Genomic DNA, 16,718 nt, shown 5'->3' with positions numbered 1-16,718 from the left:
TCCGCCACAGCGCCACCCGCCCCAGCCGTCGGCCTTTCCCCAGCCGACCCGCACAGGCGGAAGGCGGTGCGCCGGGCGATCGGCGCGGGAAGCATAGGCAATTTCGTCGAACAGTTCGACTACGGCCTGTACGGCTACATGGCACCGATCATGGCCCCGGCGTTCTTCCCCGAGAGCGACAGGACCGTGGCGGTCCTGAGCACCTACGCGATCATCGCCGTCGCCTGTCTGTTCCGCCCGCTCGGCGGCACCCTCGTGGGCCGCTGGGGCGACCGGGTGGGCCGTAAGAAAACCCTGCTGTGGACCATCGTCGCCATGGGTGTGGCCACCGCCCTGATCGCGGCGCTGCCGACGTACCAGCAGATCGGCATCGGCGCCCCGGCGCTGCTCCTGCTGCTGCGCGTCGTCCAGGGCTCCGTCTCCGGCGGCGAGTACGTCGGAGCCGTCGCGTTCATCGTGGAGTGGGCGGAGCCGAACCGGCGGGCCTACTACACGTCGTACGCCTCCAACAGCTGCTTCGTCGGCACCCTCGCCGGCGCCGGTACGGCGGCCCTGACCAGCTGGCTGTTCGAGGGCGAGGCCCTCGACTCGTACGGCTGGCGGCTCCCCTTCCTGCTGGCGATCCCGTTCAGCCTGGTCGGCGTGTGGCTGCGCCGCCACATCGAGGAGACGCCGGAGTTCGTCCGCGCGACCAACGAGGGGACGGATGTCGTCAAGGCCCCCATCCGTGAGGCGCTGCGCTCGCAGTGGCGGCCGATCCTGGTCTTCTGCGGGATCTCGATCATGCTCGCGATCCTGTCCTACACCTGGGTCACGTTCTATCCCCAGTACCTGACCGACACCCTGGGCCTGCCGCGGTGGATGGCCCTCACCTCCAACGCCATCTCCATCGCCGTCCTCATCCCGATGCTGCCGCTGGCCGGCATCCTGTCGGACCGCATCGGGCGCAAACCGATGCTGGTCACCGGCGCCATCGCGTGCATCGTGCTGGTCCCGGTCGCCTTCATGGTCGGCGAGCACGGCACCTTCGGGACGGCCGTGGCCAGCCAGCTCATCTACCTCGTGCCGGAGTTCTTCCTCACGGGCATCGTGACCGTCTGCGCGGCCGAACTGTTCACCACCCGCACCCGGTTCAGCGCCAGCGCCATCGCGTACAACAGCTCGTTCTCCATCTTCATGGGCACCACGCCGTTCGTCGCGACCCTGCTGGTCAGCACCTTCGGCACCATCTTCGCCGTCTGGGCCTACCTGGCGGTGGGCGCGCTCCTGGCACTGGCCGTCGTGAGCGCCTTCATGACCGAGACGTACCGGAGTCAGCTCGGCGCGGACAAGTTCGCCCGCCAGGCCGTGCCTGACCATTCCCGCCGGGCGGGCGGTGTCCGGTAGGGCCTGGGCCCCCAACGGACCGCATGGCCCCCGGCTACCCTCATGACCAGCTGCATACATACGCATTCACATAGCTCACGCACACCACTGGAACGGAAAGCACCATGACCCTGGACCCTGTCGCATACCTCCCGTACAAGGACCCGGACGACTTCATCCGCGAGGTGACCGACCGCATCTGGGTCGACCGCGACATCGCCCACATCGTCGACAACTACGAGCCCGACTCGATCGTCCACGCCAGCCTCGGCACCGTCGTCGGACGTGACGGCGTCATCGAGGGCAGCACGATCCGCATGGGCAGCACGCCGGGCCACATCGGCCAGGCCGAGGACGTGGTGTGGGAGGCGCGCGGCGACGACGCGTTCCTCAGCTCGCACCTGGTCTTCTCCGCCGACGAGCACCTCGTGGACGGCCACAACATCCGTATCCGCAAGCGCACCGTGGCCAACTGCCTCTACCGGCGTGGCCGGATGGTGGAGGAGTGGGTCGTACGCGACGATCTCGCCGACTGTCTGCAGCGCGGCCAGGACCCGGCCGAGGCGGCCCGCGAGCTGACCTTCCAGGGGTACAGCGGCTCGATGCTCGACGAGCCGCCACAGGACGTGCTGGTCGACGGGGTCAGCGGTGAGCGTCCGGACGAGTTCCGTCCCGAGTGCGAGATGGTGCTCCGGTTCATCGACGAGGTGTGGACGCAGCGTCAGCTGAACAAGGTCCACGACTACATGGACCGTGACCTGTTCCTCCACACGATCGGGGACCGGACGGTCATCCGGCCCGAGCGCTACCAGGCCGATCTGCTTGCCATGGTCGGCCCGTTCCCCGACGCACGGTTCGCGGTCCGGGACATCCAGACCAACTTCTCCCCGCGCTACGCGGGCCTGCGCGTGGCAGTCCTGTGGACCATGCACGGCACGTATCGCGGCACCCCGTCCTTCGGCCCGATCACCGGCAAGCCGGTCACGGTGCTCGGTGTCTCGCAGTTCCTGATCCAGGAGGGCCGCATCGTCAAGGAGGTCCGTGTCTACGACGAGATCTCGCTGCGCGCGCAGATCAACGCCGGCCGCGATGAAGGCTCGCGGGTCGAGGCCAACATCTACTGAGCACCCTCGATGCGGGCGGTCGACACCGGTCTTCCGGTGTCGACCGCCCGCATCGCCGACCGGTCCGGTCACCCGGCGGCCGTGATGGTGACGCCACCGCCGGCAGCCCGGCATCACCGCCGGCAGCTCGGCATCACGGCCTACGGCTGGAGGATCAGGAACGGATCCGCTCCGCGGGCGCGGTCCAGCCGGTGGAGCGGATCCACTCGGCCAGGTTCCGGATGGTCGGCTCGATCGCCTTCAGTGCCGCGAAATCCGACGGGTATGCGGACCCCTTGGCGAACTGGCGGAACATCGCCTTGCCGAGGTCGTTGCCGAGGACGCTCAGCGGCAGCGCCTCGTAGCGTGACGACAGCCCGGCGCGCGCGCCGAACGAGGCAGCGATCTGGGGGCCCGTCGGCTCGTCGCCGGTGACCTCGACGGCCGTCGGCCAGGCGCTTGGTGGTCTCGGCGAACACTGCCTCGGCGAGCACCTTCCCCGTGGGCGTCACGCTGAGAACGCCTGGTCTGTCGACGCCGACCGGCTTGCCCGACCGTCCGGCTGCCAGTGCAATCCGCCTGGCCTGGCCTGGAGCTCCGCGCCCCTCCGCGAAGTCCTCTGCGCCGAGGAGATCCTGGCCGAGTGGGATGAACAGGTCGGCCGCTCCGTTTTCCGTGCGCCGGGCGGGCCGTGACGCCCGGGGCGGGACCCGTACGCGCGGGAACCCGCCCCGGCTCACGGCGTCGTGTCACGCCCCGGGCACCGGACCGCGCTCCGCGGTGCGGCCGGCGAGCGCGTCGTACCCGGGGCCGTACCAGCGCTTGACCAGCTTCACCGCGAGGGAGCCGGGGGGCGGCGGGATCAGAGCCCCCTCGCGTATCGCGGTCCCCAGTTCCTCGCGGGTGAACCATCGGGCGGCGACAATCTCGTCACCGTCGACGGTGATCCGCGGCGAGGCAGCGCGCAGAGCGAAGGCGAGCATCAGGCTGCCGGGGAAGGGCCACGCCTGACTGGCGACGTAGGTGACGTCCGTCGCGCGTACGCCGACCTCCTCCAGCAGCTCCCGGGCCGCCGCCTCCTCGGCGGTCTCGCCGGGCTCGACGAATCCCGCCGGAGGTGACATCCGGCCCGGCGGCGCCACGGCGCGGCGTGCGAGAAGGAGGCGGTCCCGGTCGTCGGTGACCGACATCATCACGGCGGGGTCGGTGCGCGGGTGGTGCTCGGTCGCGCAGTACGCGCACCAGCGGGAGCGGCCGTCGGTGCGGAGGCCGGCCGGGGTACCGCAGCGCGGGCAGTTCGGAGACGTGCGTACCCACTGGTGGAATCCGACGGCGCGCAGCGCAATGTTGGCCTGCGCCGGGGGGAGCTCGTCCAGGACGTCGATCAGGCGGGCGCGGCGGGTTCCGGGAGGGACGTCGGCGCGCGGCACGGCGAGGTAGGGCCTGCCCTCGGCGTCCGTTCCCGTCACCTGGCCCTCGGCCGGGGGCGGCAGCGCCAGGTCGGCGAGTTCGGGGCCCCGGGCGCCGTCCCGGAGCAGGATCGTGTCGCCGTCGACCGCGACCACCTGTGCGTCGTCGGTCCGTCGGGTCATCGGATGCCTGCCCGGTGGGGAAGGGCGAGCAGGCGTTCGGTCAGGGACTCAACGACCTGGCGGCCGATCGGCTCCTCGACGAGGTCCCGCCGCCAGCGGCCGGCCACCACCCAGTGGCCCGCGACGTTCTGTTCGAGCTCCACGACCAGCCCGAAGCCCGCCCGGGGCGCGCTGACGCGCAGGGGGCGGTACGTCACGCCGGAGGCGAACGCGCCGCCGGGCTCAGGGGCTTGGAGGGCCACCATCACGTCGAAGAGTCCCGCGTCGGTGGCCTGGATGCCCAGGTCGCGGGCGATGAGGTCGAAGGGGAGGCGGGCGCGCCGCAGTGCCTGGAGCACCAGCCGGTTCACCTCGGTCAGGCGTGTGACGGAGTCCGTCGTCCTCAGACCGCGCAGGGGCAGGACGAGGGGGTTGACGAAGCAGCCGAGGATCGGGGCGTGGGCCTTCTCGAATCGGCCGGAGGAGACAGTCGTGAGGTTCACCGCGTCCACTCCGAAGACGTCGCCGACGGCGGCGGACGTCTCATGGAGCAGGGCCGACAGCACGATGGAGCGGGCGGCCCGGACCCCGCCTCGGATGCGGTCCGTCGTGGCCGCGTCCAGAGCGATCTCGTACTCGCCCCGGGCACCCTGGTCGGTCTCGGGGGGCGCCAGCAGGGCCGGGGCGGGGTCCGCGAGCACCTTCCGCCAGAACGGGAGGTCGTTCTCCGCCCAGACCGGGATCCGGTCGGGCTCCCAGCGGGCGTACTCCCTGTATCCGGGAACGGCGTCCCACGTGGGGGCCCGGCCGGCCGCCCGGGCTTCGTAGGCGGTGCCGAGGTCCGCCGCGAGGAGCAGTTCGGACTGCCCGTCGAAGGCGATGTGATGGACGTTCAGGCAGAGCAGCCAGGATTCCGGGGCGAGTGCGGCCAGGCGAGCGCGGACGGGCGGGCGCCGCTCCAGGTCGAAGGGGCTGTCCCACCAGTCCGCGCACACGCGCGCCGCGAGGTCGGCCGGGGGGAGGTCGAGGTCGGTCACCGTGACGTGTTCCAGGGCGATCCCGGCGGCCTCGGCCGTCGTGATCCGCTGAACGGGCTCGGCGGCCACGTCCCACAGGTAGACGGTGCGCAGCACCTCGTGACGGCGCAGCACGTCGTCGAGGGCGGCGCTCATCGCGTCCGCGTCGACGGGGCCCGTGAGGTGGTAGGCGAGGATGACGTTGTTGTCGTCCTGGCCCGGTGTCATCTCCTCGTCCCAGAGGAACCGCTGCTGGGCGTGGGAGAGTCGGACGTCTCCCGGCCCGGTCACGCGCGCTCCAGGAGGGCGCGGTCGAGCTTGCCGTTCTGCGTCAGCGGCAGTTCGTCCATCTGCCGCCAGACGACGGGGACCATGTAGTCGGGCAGCAGCGCGGCCACGTGCGCGCGCAGGTCGCCGCCGGTCACGCCGTCCGCCGTGTCGGTGGTGTAGGTGGCAACGAGCTGGGAGTCGACGACGACGACCGCGGCCTCGCGGACCCCGGCCCGGCCGCGTACGGCCGCCTCCACTTCGTCGAGTTCGACCCGGTGGCCGCGGAGTTTGACCTGCCGGTCGACGCGGCCCCAGTGCACGAGGAGGCCGTCCTGGCGACGGACCCGGTCGCCGGTGCGGTACCAGTCCTCGGGTGCGGGGCGTCCCACGACGGGGGCGTGGGGCGCGGGTCCCCGCAGGAACCGGCCCCGGTCGTCGGCAGGATCGACGTACCCGGCGAACCGCTGGGGGCCCCGGACGCACAGTTCACCGTCGTCGGCGGGGAGCCCCGCGGGGTCGAGGACGGTCTCCTCCAGGTGGGGGTAGACGGTGCCGATGGGGACGGTGCCATTGCCGGTGTCGGGCCAGAGCGTGGGGTCGTCCGGCATGCGGTAGCTGACGCAGACGCCGGCCAGTTCGGTAGGGCCGTAGATGTTCTCCACGACGGAGCCGGGGGCGGCCGCGCGCCACGCGGCGGCCGCCTCGTAGGTGAGCTGTTCGCCGCCGAACATGCTCCACCGCAGGTCGGGCAGGGCTCCGGGGCCGAGGGTACGCATACGGCGGGCGATGGCGATCACCGAGGGGACGGTGTCCAGGTGGGTGATGGCGTGCTCGGCGAGGAAGCGGGCCGGGGAGCGCCAGGAGTGTCCGGCGGCGGCGACCAGGCCGGCCCCGGACGCCCACGCGGCGAGGATCTCGAAGACCGACCCGTCGAACGTGAGGTCGGCGGCCTGGGCCATCCGGCAGCCGGGGCCGAGTTCGTACCGGTCGATGACGTGGGTGAGGTAGGCCCGGAGCGCCCGGTGGTCGACGGGGACGCCCTTGGGGCGGCCGGTGGAGCCCGAGGTGTGCAGCACGTAGGCCTCCTGGCCGGGCTCCGCCTCGACCCCGGCCGGGGCGGGGCCGGTCCCGTCCAGGTGGTCGGCCGCGGAGACGAGGCGCACCCCCTCGAACGTCGCCGGGTCCGGAACCTCGCCGTCCACGAGAACGGTCGCGGGAGCCGCGTGGTCCAAAACCTCCCGGATCCGCTTCTGCGGCCACCGGGGGCCGATCGGCAGGACGGCGCCACCGGCCCGGAGGATGCCCAGGTACGCGGCGTAGGTGGGGAACTCCCGGCGGAAGACGAGCCCGACGCGGCCGGGGCGCGGGCCGAGGCGTGCGGCGACGGAGCCGGCGGCCCGCCACAGCTCGGCGTAGGTGTGTTCCCGTTCGGCCACACGCAGGGCGATCCGGTCCGGACCGCGTCCGGTCTGCTCCGCGATCGCGGACACGACGTCATGCATGGGATTCTCCGGGGGTGTCGGGGTCAGTGCGCCAGGGCGTCGGCCGGGGTGCGCAGGGCCCGGACGCTCGGGTGGGCGAGGCTCACGAGACGGGAGGCGAGGACCAGCACGGCCAGGCAGACGAGCACGACGGCCAGGCCGCCGCCCGCGAAGGTGGTTCCGAGGGCGAAGCCGACGGGTCGCAGGGCGACGGAGCTGAGCCAGTCGTAGGAGGAGACCTTCGACATGGAGTCCTCCGGCACCTCGTGCTGCATGGTCGTCAGCCACAGGGAGTCGGCGGCGGTCATCCCCGCGCCCGCCAGGGCCACGGCGACGATCTGGACCGGGAGCGGGGCGCCCCAGGCGATCAGGAGCAGCATGGGGACGAGGAGGAGTTCGGCGAGCCGTGCGACGAGCATGGGCCGCTGCGGCTGGTAGCGGAGCAGGAAGAGGTCGCCGAGAACGTCGCCGATACCGAGGGCGGCGATGAGGAGCGACCACTGCCAGACGCCGCTGTCGTTCTGGGCGGCGAGTACCGGTCCGACGACCATGAAGACGGCGACGGCCACGTGCGTGCACATGAATCCGGCGATGCTGGTCCAGATCCAGGGGGTGGTGCGGACCAGCCGGAAGCCGGCCGCGAGTTCGCGCAGGGTGCCGTCCTTCTGGCGCGGAGTCTCCCGGCGGGGCAGCTTGATCAGGGCCGCGCAGGCGGAGCTGACCAGGAAGGACAGTCCGTCGCCGATCAGCGCCCAGCCGGCGCCGACGGTGGCGATCAGCACCCCCGCGAGCAGCGGTCCGAGCACGCCGGACATGCTGCGGGCGAAGGAGAGGAGGGTGTTGGCGCGCTGGAGCTGGTCCTTGGGGACGGTGAAGCGGGTGAGGCCGGCGGAGGCGGGCAGGTGGAAGGCCTGCGCAGCGCCGAAGCACATCTGGAGGACGAGAAGGAGCGGCAGATTGACCGTGTCCGCGAGCAGCATGACACCGACGCCGATCTGGCTGGCGGCGCGGACGCAGTCCATCGCCGCCATGACCAGGTGCCGGGGCAGGCGGTCGGCCCAGACCCCGCCGAAGAGGATGCAGACGACGAGGGTGATGGTGGAGGTGCTGAGGGCGAGACCGGCAGTGGCGCCGGAGCCGGTCACCTCCAGCAGGCCGACGGTGACCGCGACCTGGCTGAGCGTGTTGCCGATGACGGACACGGTGAAGCCGGCGTACTGGTAGGCGAACCGGCGGTGCCTGAACGGTTCGAGGGACTGCCTCAGACGCATCTCGGCTGCTCCTTGGTGGTGTCGGGGCCCGGTGCGGCCGCGGCGGAGGCGTCCGGGTGGGTGTCCGGTATGCCGGCCGGGTCGGCGAAGCCCTCGGTGAGGGTGGCGAGGACGCGGGTGACGGCGTGGTCGAGGCCGGGGCGGTCGTCGGCGCGCACGGTGAGGTTGGCCATGCGGTACTGGAGGGCCGCCTTCTCCTCGCCGTCCCGGGCGAGTTCGTCCACGGCCTGCACCCCGGGGAGTTCCCTCAGGTCGCGCGGGCGCAGCTGGGTGCGGACGGTGCCGGTGCGGTCCCGGAAGGTCGGGAAGAGGCCCGCGGCCGTCCCCTCGGGCGCTGCGGTGGTGTTCGGTTCGCCGCCGAGCGCGGCGGCCAGGGCCGTACGGACCGGGTCGGGGGCGCCGACGAGCCGGAACAGCCGGGCGGTGTGGCCGGCGAGACGTCCGTTCACCTCCATGACCTCCAGCCCGGCGGGGGTGAGGAGGAGTTCGGTGTGGGTGACGCGGTCGCGGACCTCCAGCGCGTCCAGGACCCGGCCGGTCAGTTCACGGGCCCGGTCGAGGAGGCCGGCGGGGAGCGCCGAGGGCAGGATGTCGCCCTGGACGTTCACCGCGTCCGTGCCGTCCGGCCCCTCGTGGCGGCCGACGGCGACGGGCAGCTTGTCAAGGACCCCGAGGTGGACCCGGCGGGAGCCGGCGCTGACGGTCTCGACGGAGATCAGGCTGCCGAGCCAGGGGGTCCCGGAGGGGTGCGGGGCGGCCGGGATCCTGGTCTCCAGGAGCATCCCGTCCCACACACGGCGTGCGGCGACGTGCGCGGCAATGTCGTCCCAGCCGTCCAGGAAGGCGATCCCCCTGCCGCCGGCGGCCCGCCGGGGTTTGAGGACGCAGGAGCCGCCCAGCGCCGCGTACGCCCGGTGGAGCTCCTCGGGCGAGTCGACGGCTTCGGCGCGCACGGCGGACAGCCCGGCGGCGTGCAGCACCTGACGCTGCACCAGCTTGTCCCAGGGGGCCGCGACGGCCGGTGCGGGCGCCCGGCGGACCAGGCGGTCCAGCGCGTCGGCCCGTTCCAGCTCGTCGTCGTGGAAAGTGGTGACGCCGGCCAGGCCGAGGCCGGTCACCAGGTCGGCGACGGCCTCCGGGACGTCGCTCTCCGGGAGGACGTGGCATTCCAGGATTCGGGAGGCCAGCGCCACCAGGTCCGGGTGCGCGGCGGCGACCCGCGCGTCGACCAGGATGACCGGGACGCACAGGTCACGGGCGGCGCGGAACACCTCGCGCAGGTTGGCCGCGCCGTCCGGGGCGTGGCAGATCCCGAGCCGGGGCAGTGCGGGAGCGGACATGGTTCCGCGGGCTCAGTTCGCTGCGGCGCGGGCTGCGGAGACCAGGGTCTGAAGGCGGCCGTCGAGGAAGAAGTCCTCCAGGGCCACCTCCGCTCCGATCCGCGACTCGACGCGCTCGACCAGGCTGACGGCCAGCAGCGAGTTGCCCCCTATCTCGAAGAAGTCGTCACACGGGTCGGGCGAGGTCACGTCGAGCACCTCGCACCACTCGGCCCGCACGATGTCGTCGATCGTCGTGTCCATGTTCTGTCTCTTTCACTGGTCGGATGTGACGGCCCAGGTCGGCGCGAGGGTCGCCCCTCGCCGGGTCTTGGGGATGGTCGCGTCGAGGCCGAGGTCGATCTCGGTGATCCCTCGTGCCTGCGCGAAGGCGATCGGTGCCTGGAAGAGGCTCTCGGCGTACGCCTCGTGGCGATGCGGGTGCCCGTCGGCGAGGCCCGTCTCGTAGATCTCCAGGCCGGTGCCGAGCACGCAGCCGAAGGTGACGGCCACGGGGCCGTCGGCGTCGCACACCGCGAAGGCGACGCGCTCGCCGGCGGGGTCGGCGGCCCAGCGGGCGAGCCGGGCGCGCACCAGCCGGGGGTGCTCCTCCACGCCGTACCGCCGCTTGACAGCTACGACGAGTTCCGCGGCCTCGGCCGTCAGCTCCCCGGCCGGGCGGACCTCGGAGCGGAGTCCGGCCCCGGCCGCCGAGCGGCGGTCCTTGAGGACGGTGCGGCGGCCACTCCGGCCGAGGCCTGCCAGGTAGGAGGCGTCGGAGCCGTCGGCGGGCAGGCGGAGCAGGCAGGACACACCGATCTCGGCGGCCCGCCGGCCGGGGCCGAGGAAGTCGGCGACCTCGGCGTCCCGCACGTGCAGGGCGAGCGGGACGAGGCCGTCGCGGCGGGCCCGGTCCCAGGCCCGGTCCACCAGACCGTGGCGCACGGTGCGGCGCTCCTCGTCGGTCAACTCCGCGGCCACGGCGGCACCGGCGACCAGGTCGACGCATCCGCCGACGAACAGCAGGTCACCGCAGTCCGCCGGCAGGCGGGCGGCGAGCTCCGGTCCGGGGTCCTGAAGGGCCTGCGGGGTCTGGCCGGGCGTGCCACGCAGCAGCGGAAGAATGCCGACGGGGCGGCCCGCTCTGGAGGCGACTACCGCGCGGCAGTCCCCCGGGCGCAGGTAGGGGCGGCCGAGCCGGGGCGGCAGGAGTGCGACGGACGTCGCGTCCCAGACGGTGCGTGCCGGTCCGGTACCCGCCGCGGCGTCGGCCTCGGACCTGGTCGCCGCGTCGGTCTCCGTCAGGAGATCCGTCAGCTCCACGATCCGGAAGTCCGTCCCGGTCACGCTGTCGGCCCGGGGTGTCGGGCGGCACGGCGGCTCGGCGGCATGGGGCAACGCTCCTCGGCTGGTGCGCACGGGCATACCTCGCGGACGGCCCTCGCGCTGGAGTGGACGGAGTTCAGCGGCGGACGAGGTCCGCGGGTCGGGACCCGTCGAGTCCGGCGGCGGCCTGCCGGAGTGCCGGTGCGACCCGCTCGGCGAAGATCCGCATCGTCTCCCGGTCCACCGGCGGCCGCAGCCCGAGGAGGAAGTCCCCCACTCCCAGGCGTACATAGGGCAGGAGCGCCTCGACGCACTGCTCGGCCGTGCCGAAGGCCAGGTACTCGCCCAGATCCGGCGACCCGGCCGGCAGCAGCGCGATGCGCTCCCTCCGCCGCTCCTCGGCACGGGTCTCGTCCTCGCCGAGGACGGCCCGGAAGGTCATCGACATCCGGATCTCGTCGGGGTTCCGCCCGATCTCCTCGCAGTACCCCCGGAGGACGTCCTTCTTGTGGCGGTAGGTGTCGATGTCGGTGACGAGCGTGTTCCACACGTCGGCGTGGCGGGCGACGGTCCGCAGGGTGCGCTTCTCCCCCCCGCCGCCGATCACCAGCGGCAGCCTTTCCTGCACAGGTTTGGGTGCCAGGGCCGCGCCGCTGAGACGGTAGTGCTCGCCCTCGTGGTCGACGCGCTCACGGGTCCACAGGCCGCGCATGATCTCGCAGGCCTCGTCGAGCATGTCCAGGCGGTCGCCGGTCCGCGGGAACGGCAGGCCGTACTGTTCGTACGCCAGGTCCGCGCCCCCGGCGCCGACCCCGAATTCCAGGCGTCCGCCGGACACGTGGTCGAGCGTGGCGGCGATGGAGGCGGCCATGGCGGGATGCCGCCAGGTGACCGCGGACACCAGCATGCCGCAGCGGATCCGCCGGGTACGCGCGGCGAGGGCCGCCAGCAGCGTCGGGCCGTCGAAGCAGGGACCGTCCGGGCCGCCGAGCGGGGGGCGCTGGTGATCGAAGAGCGACACCCAGTCGTAGCCCAACTCCTCTGCCTGGGTCCACAGTTGCAGGCATTCATCGAAGTTCGCGTATTGCTGTCCGGAGTGGACCCCGACTCTGATCACTTGCTCCCCCTCGCGGCCCACAGCGTGCGCTGGCGGCAACTGTACGAGACCGAGCAAGACATGGAAAGGCCCTTGCCTTGGCCCGAGTTGAGTGATCCAATCAACCACCACCGCCGCCGTTCGTCCAGGCCAGGGGGAGCATTGAGGATTCTGCGCGAGCGCGTCGGGACCACGATCGGGCATGCGGCACAGGGGCCGGTCGACGTGGATGCCTACACACTGGATTCGGGCAAGGGCCTGGCAATCACGGTGTGGACCTACGGGGCCACTCTGGTAGAGGTCAACGTGCCCGACCGGTACGGCCGTTCGGAGAACGTCGTCGTCCGGCTGCCCGATCTGGCGTCCTACGAGGACCCCGGTCTGAACGCCTACGTGGGCGCGACCGTCGGGCGCTACTGCCGCTGCGTGACCGGCGGACGCATCGAACTCGACGGACTCGTACACGACTTGGACCGGAACGACGCCGGTCATCACCTCCACGGAGGTTCGCTGGGCTTCGACAAGCACGTCTGGCGGGCGGAGCCGCTGGTGCTGCCCGACCGCCTGGTGCTCTCGTTGCGCCTGGACAGCCCGGACGGCGACCAGGGATACCCCGGGGCGCTCGCCGCCGAGGCGCGCTACGAGATCGACGCCGGATCCCGTCTGACCTTCGACTTCCGGGCGACCACCACGGCGCCGACGATCGCCGGGTTCACCAACCACGCGTTCTGGAACCTCGGCGGGCCGGGGCGGACCGTGGACGACCATGAGCTCGCACTGAACTCCACCCGGTACGTGGCTTTCGACGAGCGGCTGATGCCGCTGGCGGGACCGCCCCGGCCGACCGCCGGCACCCCGCTCGACCACACGAAACCCCGTCGGCTGGACGGCTCCCGCATCGACAACTTCTTCGTCCTCGACGACCCGGCCTGGGCCGCCGAGCTCGTCCACCGGCCGTCCGGCCGGGCCATGCGCGTCCGCACCGACCAGAGCGGCGTGGGCGTCTACTCGGGCGACCACTTCCGCCGGCCGCGGGCGGGCCTGTGCCTGGAGACGGGCGCCTGGCCGGACGCTCCGAATCGTCCGGACTTCCCGTCGGTGCGCCTGGATCCGGGCCAGACTTACCGCCACCGGACCGTTCACGAGTTCCACACGATCGGAGACGTACCCGCATGAAGCTCTACCTGTCCTCCTTCCGGATCGGCAACAAGCCCGAGGAGTTGCTGCGCCTGCTCGGCGACGGCGGCCGGCGGACCGCCCTGATCCTGAACGCCGACGACTACAAGGACGAGGAGGGCCGAGCCGCCTCCCTCGCGCGCGAGCTGGACGAGCTCTCCGGCATCGGCCTCGACCCGTTCGAGGTCGACCTCCGCGACTACTTCGGGCGCGCCGACGAGCTGGAGAAGGTGCTCTCTACGGCCGACTGCGTCTACGTCCGGGGCGGCAGCGTGTTCGTCCTGCGGCGCGCCTTCCAGGCGAGCGGCGCCGACCACGTCCTGAAGCGGCTGATCACGGAGGAGGCCGTCGTCTACGCCGGTTACAGCGCGGGTCCCTGCCTGCTCGGTCCCGACCTGCACGGCATCCACGGCGACACGGACGACCCGGAGCTGGTGCCGAGCGGCTACGAGGGCACCACCATGGACTGGAACTGCCTCGGCCTGCTGCCCTTCGCCATCGCCCCACACTACCGCTCGGACCACCCCGAGTCCGGGGAGATCGACCGCCTGGTCGAGTACTACACCGAGCACCATGTGCCCTTCATCGCCCTGCGCGACGGACAGGCGATCGTCGTGGACGGGGACACCCGCAGCGTCGTCGGATGACCGGCGGCTGGGAAGACGCCGCCGACGCCGACGAGGTGCACGCGCTCCTGGAGGCGTGCGACGCCCACCAGGCGGAGGCCACCGGCACCCCGCGGCCGGTGCGGCGCCCGGAGACCACCGCCGCCCTGGTAGCGGGGAGACACGTCCGGCTGCTGCGCGAGGACGGCCGGGCCGTCGGCATGTTCACCCTCGACACCCGTCCGCGCGCCGAGGTGCCCCCCGGGCATCCGCGGGCCGATCGCCCCGCTTATCTGAGCCGACTCGCCGTCGCTCCCGACCACCTCGCCGCCGGCTCGCTGGTCGGCGTCCGCTGTCTGCGCGAGGCCGTCCGTCTGGCCGGCGCGCTCGGGGCCGACGCCCTCCGGGCCGAGGCCAACCCGGACATCCGGGGCACCCGCGCCCTGCTCGCGTCGCTCGGCTTCGAGCAGTGCGGTCCTGCGCACTCCGACGACACGGGACGCCGTTTCGTGCACCTCCACAAACCCCTTGACGTGAGGAAGGCCGAACCATGCTCGAGAACACCCCCCCGCCCATGATCCAGCGCCTTTTGGCCGACCCCCGTCCCATCGTTCTCTTCGGAGCGGGAGACGTCGGCGTCCTGGCCCACCACGTCCTGACCCGCCAGGGAGTGCCCGTCACCTGCTTCGCGGACGGCCGGGCGTCCAAGCAGGGCACCGTTCTGCGCGGGCTTCCGATCCACTCCATCACGGATCTTCCCCAACTGGCCGACGAAGCCCTCGTGTTCCTGTGCGGGAACTACCTGAAGACGATGACCGACCGGGTGCGGTCCGCCGGCTTCACCCGCATCCAGGACTGCGTCGAGCTGCTCGACGGGTTCGACTTCTCCGGCTCCGAGGCGGACACCGGCATGAGCCCGGTGCTGGCGGAGCGCAAGGCCGCACTGCACAAGCACGAGACCCTCAAGGACCGCGAGCACGCCGAGGACACCCTGATCCTCAAGTACCTCGACGTGGTGGTCACCGAGGCGTGCTCGATGAAGTGCCAGGACTGCTCGAACCTGATGCAGTACTACGCCAAGCCTCGCCACAGCGACCTCGACCTGCTGGCGAGCGCCGTCGACCGGATCATGGACAGCGTCGACGGGATCTACGAGTTCCGCGTCCTGGGCGGCGAGCCCTTCGTCAATCCCCGGGTGCACCGGGTGATCGAACAGCTGGTCGCCTACGAGGTGGTCGAGAAAGTCGTGGTCTACACCAACGGCACGATCGTGCCGCGCGGCGCCAACCTCGACTGTCTGCGGAACGAGAAGGTGGTCGTCGAGATCACCAACTACGGCCAGCACTCGAAGAAATTCGACGCGCTCCAGGAGACCCTGGCCACTGAGGGGATCACGCACCTGTCGAAGATACCCGTGTGGACGGACTCGGGCCGGATCCGCTACGTCGAGCGCAGCGCCGAGGTGCTGGACGACATGTTCCACAACTGCTGCGTGAACGACATCGTCACCCTCCTCAACGGCAAGCTGTACCGCTGCCCGTTCTCGGCCAACGCCCACAACCTCAAGGCCGTCCCCGACGCGCCGCAGGACGTGATCGACCTGACCGGCGACCTGTCCGGAGCCGCGCTGCGCGAGCACATCCGCGCGCTGTACTCCCGCGACACCCACCTGACCGCCTGCGGCTCCTGCGCCGGCCGCGACTACCGGACACCCCAGATCGAAGCGGCCATCCAGACCCGCCGCCCGCTGCCGCTGACCGTCGTCGGCTGAGGCGTCTCATGCGGATCGCCGTACTCCCGATCGACGCGATCGGACACGTCAACCCCCTGCTCGCGATCGTGGAGGAACTGCTCCGTCGGCCGGACGTGACCGAGGTCCGCGGCTTCGGCCCGGACACCCTCGTGGACGTCTTCTCGTCCGTGGGGGCCGGTTACACGGCCGTCCCGTCGGTGCCTCTGCCTCCGACGCCCGACGGCCTCGGCGACCTGCCCTTCAAGAGCTTCGTCCACCCGCTGTCCGTGAGCGACGCGTACCAGGAGGCCGTGGCCGCCTTCCGGCCGGACGTCGTCCTCTACGACGTGTTCGGCATCCACGGCATGCTCGCGGCACGGATCCACGGCGTCCCGTCCGTCTCCCTGGTGACCTTCCCCGGCTACGGGGCCCTCGGCGAGGACTTCGCCGTGCAGCACGGGCGCCCGCACCCGGAACTGACCCGGGCGAACGAGGTGTACCTGGCCCGGTACGGGGTGGACCCGCTGGGCGAGGGCCTACTGCCGGCACTGTTCCCGTCCCGGGACCTCTCCGTGGTCACCGCCGCGCGGGAGCTGTCCCGCGCGCCGGGCCCGGACACCCCGCGTCTCGCGGAGGCGCTGGAGCCGTACCGGGACACCTGTGTGCACGTCGGCGCCTCCGTGGGGGCGGGCCGGTACACGCCGGGCACCGCGCTCACGGGGCCGGTGCGCACCGAGGCGCGCCTCCGCCACGACTCCTCCGGCTTCCCCTTCGAGACGCTCGGCGCGGCGCGGAGGGCCGGCCGGTCCGTGGTGCTGTTCTCCCTGGGCACGGTCCTGACGGACTTCCGCTTCCGGAGCCCGGTCGGGGGCGCGGCCACCGGCCGCGCGTTCCTGACGGCGATGCTGGACCGGCTGACCACGGCGCTGGGCGGCCGCGAGGACCTCCTGGTCGTCACGGCCGTCGGCTCCCTGCTGGCCGCCGGGGACGAGCCGGACTGGCCGGCGAACTTCCTGGTGCGGGACTTCGTCCCGCAGCGCGAGGTGCTGGAGCGGTACGCCGACGTCTTCATCACGCACCACGGGATGAACTCGACCACCGAGAGCATTCTCGCGGGCGTGCCGATGGTGTCCGTGCCCGGTGTCGGGGACCAGTTCGCCAACGCGGCGACGGCGGTCGGGGGCGGTGCCGCAGTGGCGCCCTGGGACCTGCAAAACCCCTACGCCACGGTCACGGCGGAGCTGCTGCGCGAGGCCGTGGACCAGGTCCTGGCCGACGGCTCGCACCGGGTCGCGTGCGCGCGGCTGCGGGACGCGATGCTCGCGGAGGGCGGGGCGCCCCGGGCGGCGGGGCTCGTCGCCGGCCTGCTCGCCGCGGCCCGCTGAGC

The 16,718-nt window shown here is 72.2% G+C and carries 16 protein-coding genes; 7 read left to right on the top strand and 9 right to left on the bottom strand.

The genetic code is table 11. The features are described from left to right. Nucleotides 1-66 precede the first annotated feature (66 nt). Nucleotides 67-1,386 (top strand): MFS transporter, encoded by a 1,320-nt coding sequence (locus OG599_RS27405; protein ID WP_327178636.1) that lies wholly within the window; start codon nucleotides 67-69, stop codon nucleotides 1,384-1,386. A gap of 104 nt (nucleotides 1,387-1,490) precedes the next feature. Beyond that, nucleotides 1,491-2,489 (top strand): ester cyclase, encoded by a 999-nt coding sequence (locus tag OG599_RS27400; RefSeq protein WP_327178635.1) that lies wholly within the window; start codon nucleotides 1,491-1,493, stop codon nucleotides 2,487-2,489. A 154-nt stretch (nucleotides 2,490-2,643) separates the two neighbouring features. Here OG599_RS27400 and OG599_RS27395 read toward each other — a convergent pair whose 3' ends face one another. The 9 genes from OG599_RS27395 to OG599_RS27355 all read right to left on the bottom strand — a co-directional run bounded on the left by OG599_RS27395 (nucleotide 2,644) and on the right by OG599_RS27355 (nucleotide 11,839). After that, complete coding sequence (locus OG599_RS27395) at nucleotides 2,644-2,784, bottom strand: hypothetical protein (protein ID WP_327178634.1); 141 nt, start codon at nucleotides 2,782-2,784, stop codon at nucleotides 2,644-2,646. 433 nt (nucleotides 2,785-3,217) lie between these two features. Beyond that, a complete protein-coding gene (nudC, locus tag OG599_RS27390) occupies nucleotides 3,218-4,060 on the bottom strand; it encodes an NAD(+) diphosphatase (RefSeq protein ID WP_327178633.1) in 843 nt (280 codons plus the stop codon). Continuing rightward, nucleotides 4,057-5,346 carry a condensation domain-containing protein gene (locus OG599_RS27385; protein WP_327178632.1) on the bottom strand — a complete coding sequence of 430 codons (1,290 nt, stop codon included), beginning with the start codon at nucleotides 5,344-5,346 and terminating at the stop codon, nucleotides 4,057-4,059. Before OG599_RS27385 ends, nudC begins: the two co-directional genes overlap by 4 nt. Then, entirely contained in the window at nucleotides 5,343-6,827 is a 1,485-nt protein-coding gene (locus tag OG599_RS27380) for an AMP-binding protein (RefSeq protein WP_327178631.1), read from the bottom strand. The genes OG599_RS27385 and OG599_RS27380 overlap by 4 nt, the downstream gene beginning before the upstream one ends. Before the next feature lie 23 nt (nucleotides 6,828-6,850). Further along, nucleotides 6,851-8,077, bottom strand: a complete 1,227-nt coding sequence (locus OG599_RS27375; RefSeq protein WP_327178630.1) for an MFS transporter — start codon at nucleotides 8,075-8,077, stop codon at nucleotides 6,851-6,853. Continuing rightward, nucleotides 8,068-9,417: an ATP-grasp domain-containing protein gene (locus tag OG599_RS27370; RefSeq protein ID WP_327178629.1), complete on the bottom strand. Its 1,350-nt coding sequence runs from the start codon at nucleotides 9,415-9,417 to the stop codon at nucleotides 8,068-8,070. The genes OG599_RS27375 and OG599_RS27370 overlap by 10 nt, the downstream gene beginning before the upstream one ends. A gap of 12 nt (nucleotides 9,418-9,429) precedes the next feature. Next, nucleotides 9,430-9,660: a phosphopantetheine-binding protein gene (locus tag OG599_RS27365; protein WP_327178628.1), complete on the bottom strand. Its 231-nt coding sequence runs from the start codon at nucleotides 9,658-9,660 to the stop codon at nucleotides 9,430-9,432. Nucleotides 9,661-9,672: 12 nt separating this feature from the next. Next, nucleotides 9,673-10,815, bottom strand: coding sequence for a hypothetical protein (locus OG599_RS27360; protein WP_327178627.1), 1,143 nt, complete (start codon nucleotides 10,813-10,815; stop codon nucleotides 9,673-9,675). Nucleotides 10,816-10,858: 43 nt separating this feature from the next. Continuing rightward, nucleotides 10,859-11,839, bottom strand: a complete 981-nt coding sequence (locus OG599_RS27355) for a TIGR03560 family F420-dependent LLM class oxidoreductase (RefSeq protein ID WP_327178626.1) — start codon at nucleotides 11,837-11,839, stop codon at nucleotides 10,859-10,861. Between the two features lie 204 nt (nucleotides 11,840-12,043). On the opposite strand from OG599_RS27355, the gene OG599_RS27350 reads away from it, so the two are divergent. From OG599_RS27350 to OG599_RS27330, 5 genes are read left to right on the top strand one after another with little or no spacing between them, the layout of a single operon-like run. Beyond that, the gene (locus tag OG599_RS27350; protein WP_327178625.1) at nucleotides 12,044-12,994 is read left to right on the top strand and encodes an aldose epimerase family protein; all 951 of its coding nucleotides are present in this window, start codon (nucleotides 12,044-12,046) and stop codon (nucleotides 12,992-12,994) included. Then, nucleotides 12,991-13,641 carry a Type 1 glutamine amidotransferase-like domain-containing protein gene (locus OG599_RS27345; protein ID WP_327178624.1) on the top strand — a complete coding sequence of 217 codons (651 nt, stop codon included), beginning with the start codon at nucleotides 12,991-12,993 and terminating at the stop codon, nucleotides 13,639-13,641. The genes OG599_RS27350 and OG599_RS27345 overlap by 4 nt, the downstream gene beginning before the upstream one ends. Then, nucleotides 13,638-14,177, top strand: coding sequence for a hypothetical protein (locus OG599_RS27340; RefSeq protein ID WP_327178623.1), 540 nt, complete (start codon nucleotides 13,638-13,640; stop codon nucleotides 14,175-14,177). Before OG599_RS27345 ends, OG599_RS27340 begins: the two co-directional genes overlap by 4 nt. Then, complete coding sequence (locus tag OG599_RS27335) at nucleotides 14,150-15,370, top strand: radical SAM protein (protein WP_327178622.1); 1,221 nt, start codon at nucleotides 14,150-14,152, stop codon at nucleotides 15,368-15,370. The genes OG599_RS27340 and OG599_RS27335 overlap by 28 nt, the downstream gene beginning before the upstream one ends. 8 nt (nucleotides 15,371-15,378) lie before the next feature. After that, a complete protein-coding gene (locus OG599_RS27330; protein WP_327178621.1) occupies nucleotides 15,379-16,716 on the top strand; it encodes a nucleotide disphospho-sugar-binding domain-containing protein in 1,338 nt (445 codons plus the stop codon). Nucleotides 16,717-16,718: the final 2 nt, after the last annotated feature.

The organism is Streptomyces sp. NBC_01335 (assembly GCF_035953295.1).
Lineage (GTDB): Bacteria > Actinomycetota > Actinomycetes > Streptomycetales > Streptomycetaceae > Streptomyces.
The sequence above is the reverse complement of the archived record's forward strand: the minus strand, read 5'-3'. Positions and strand labels throughout refer to the sequence as shown.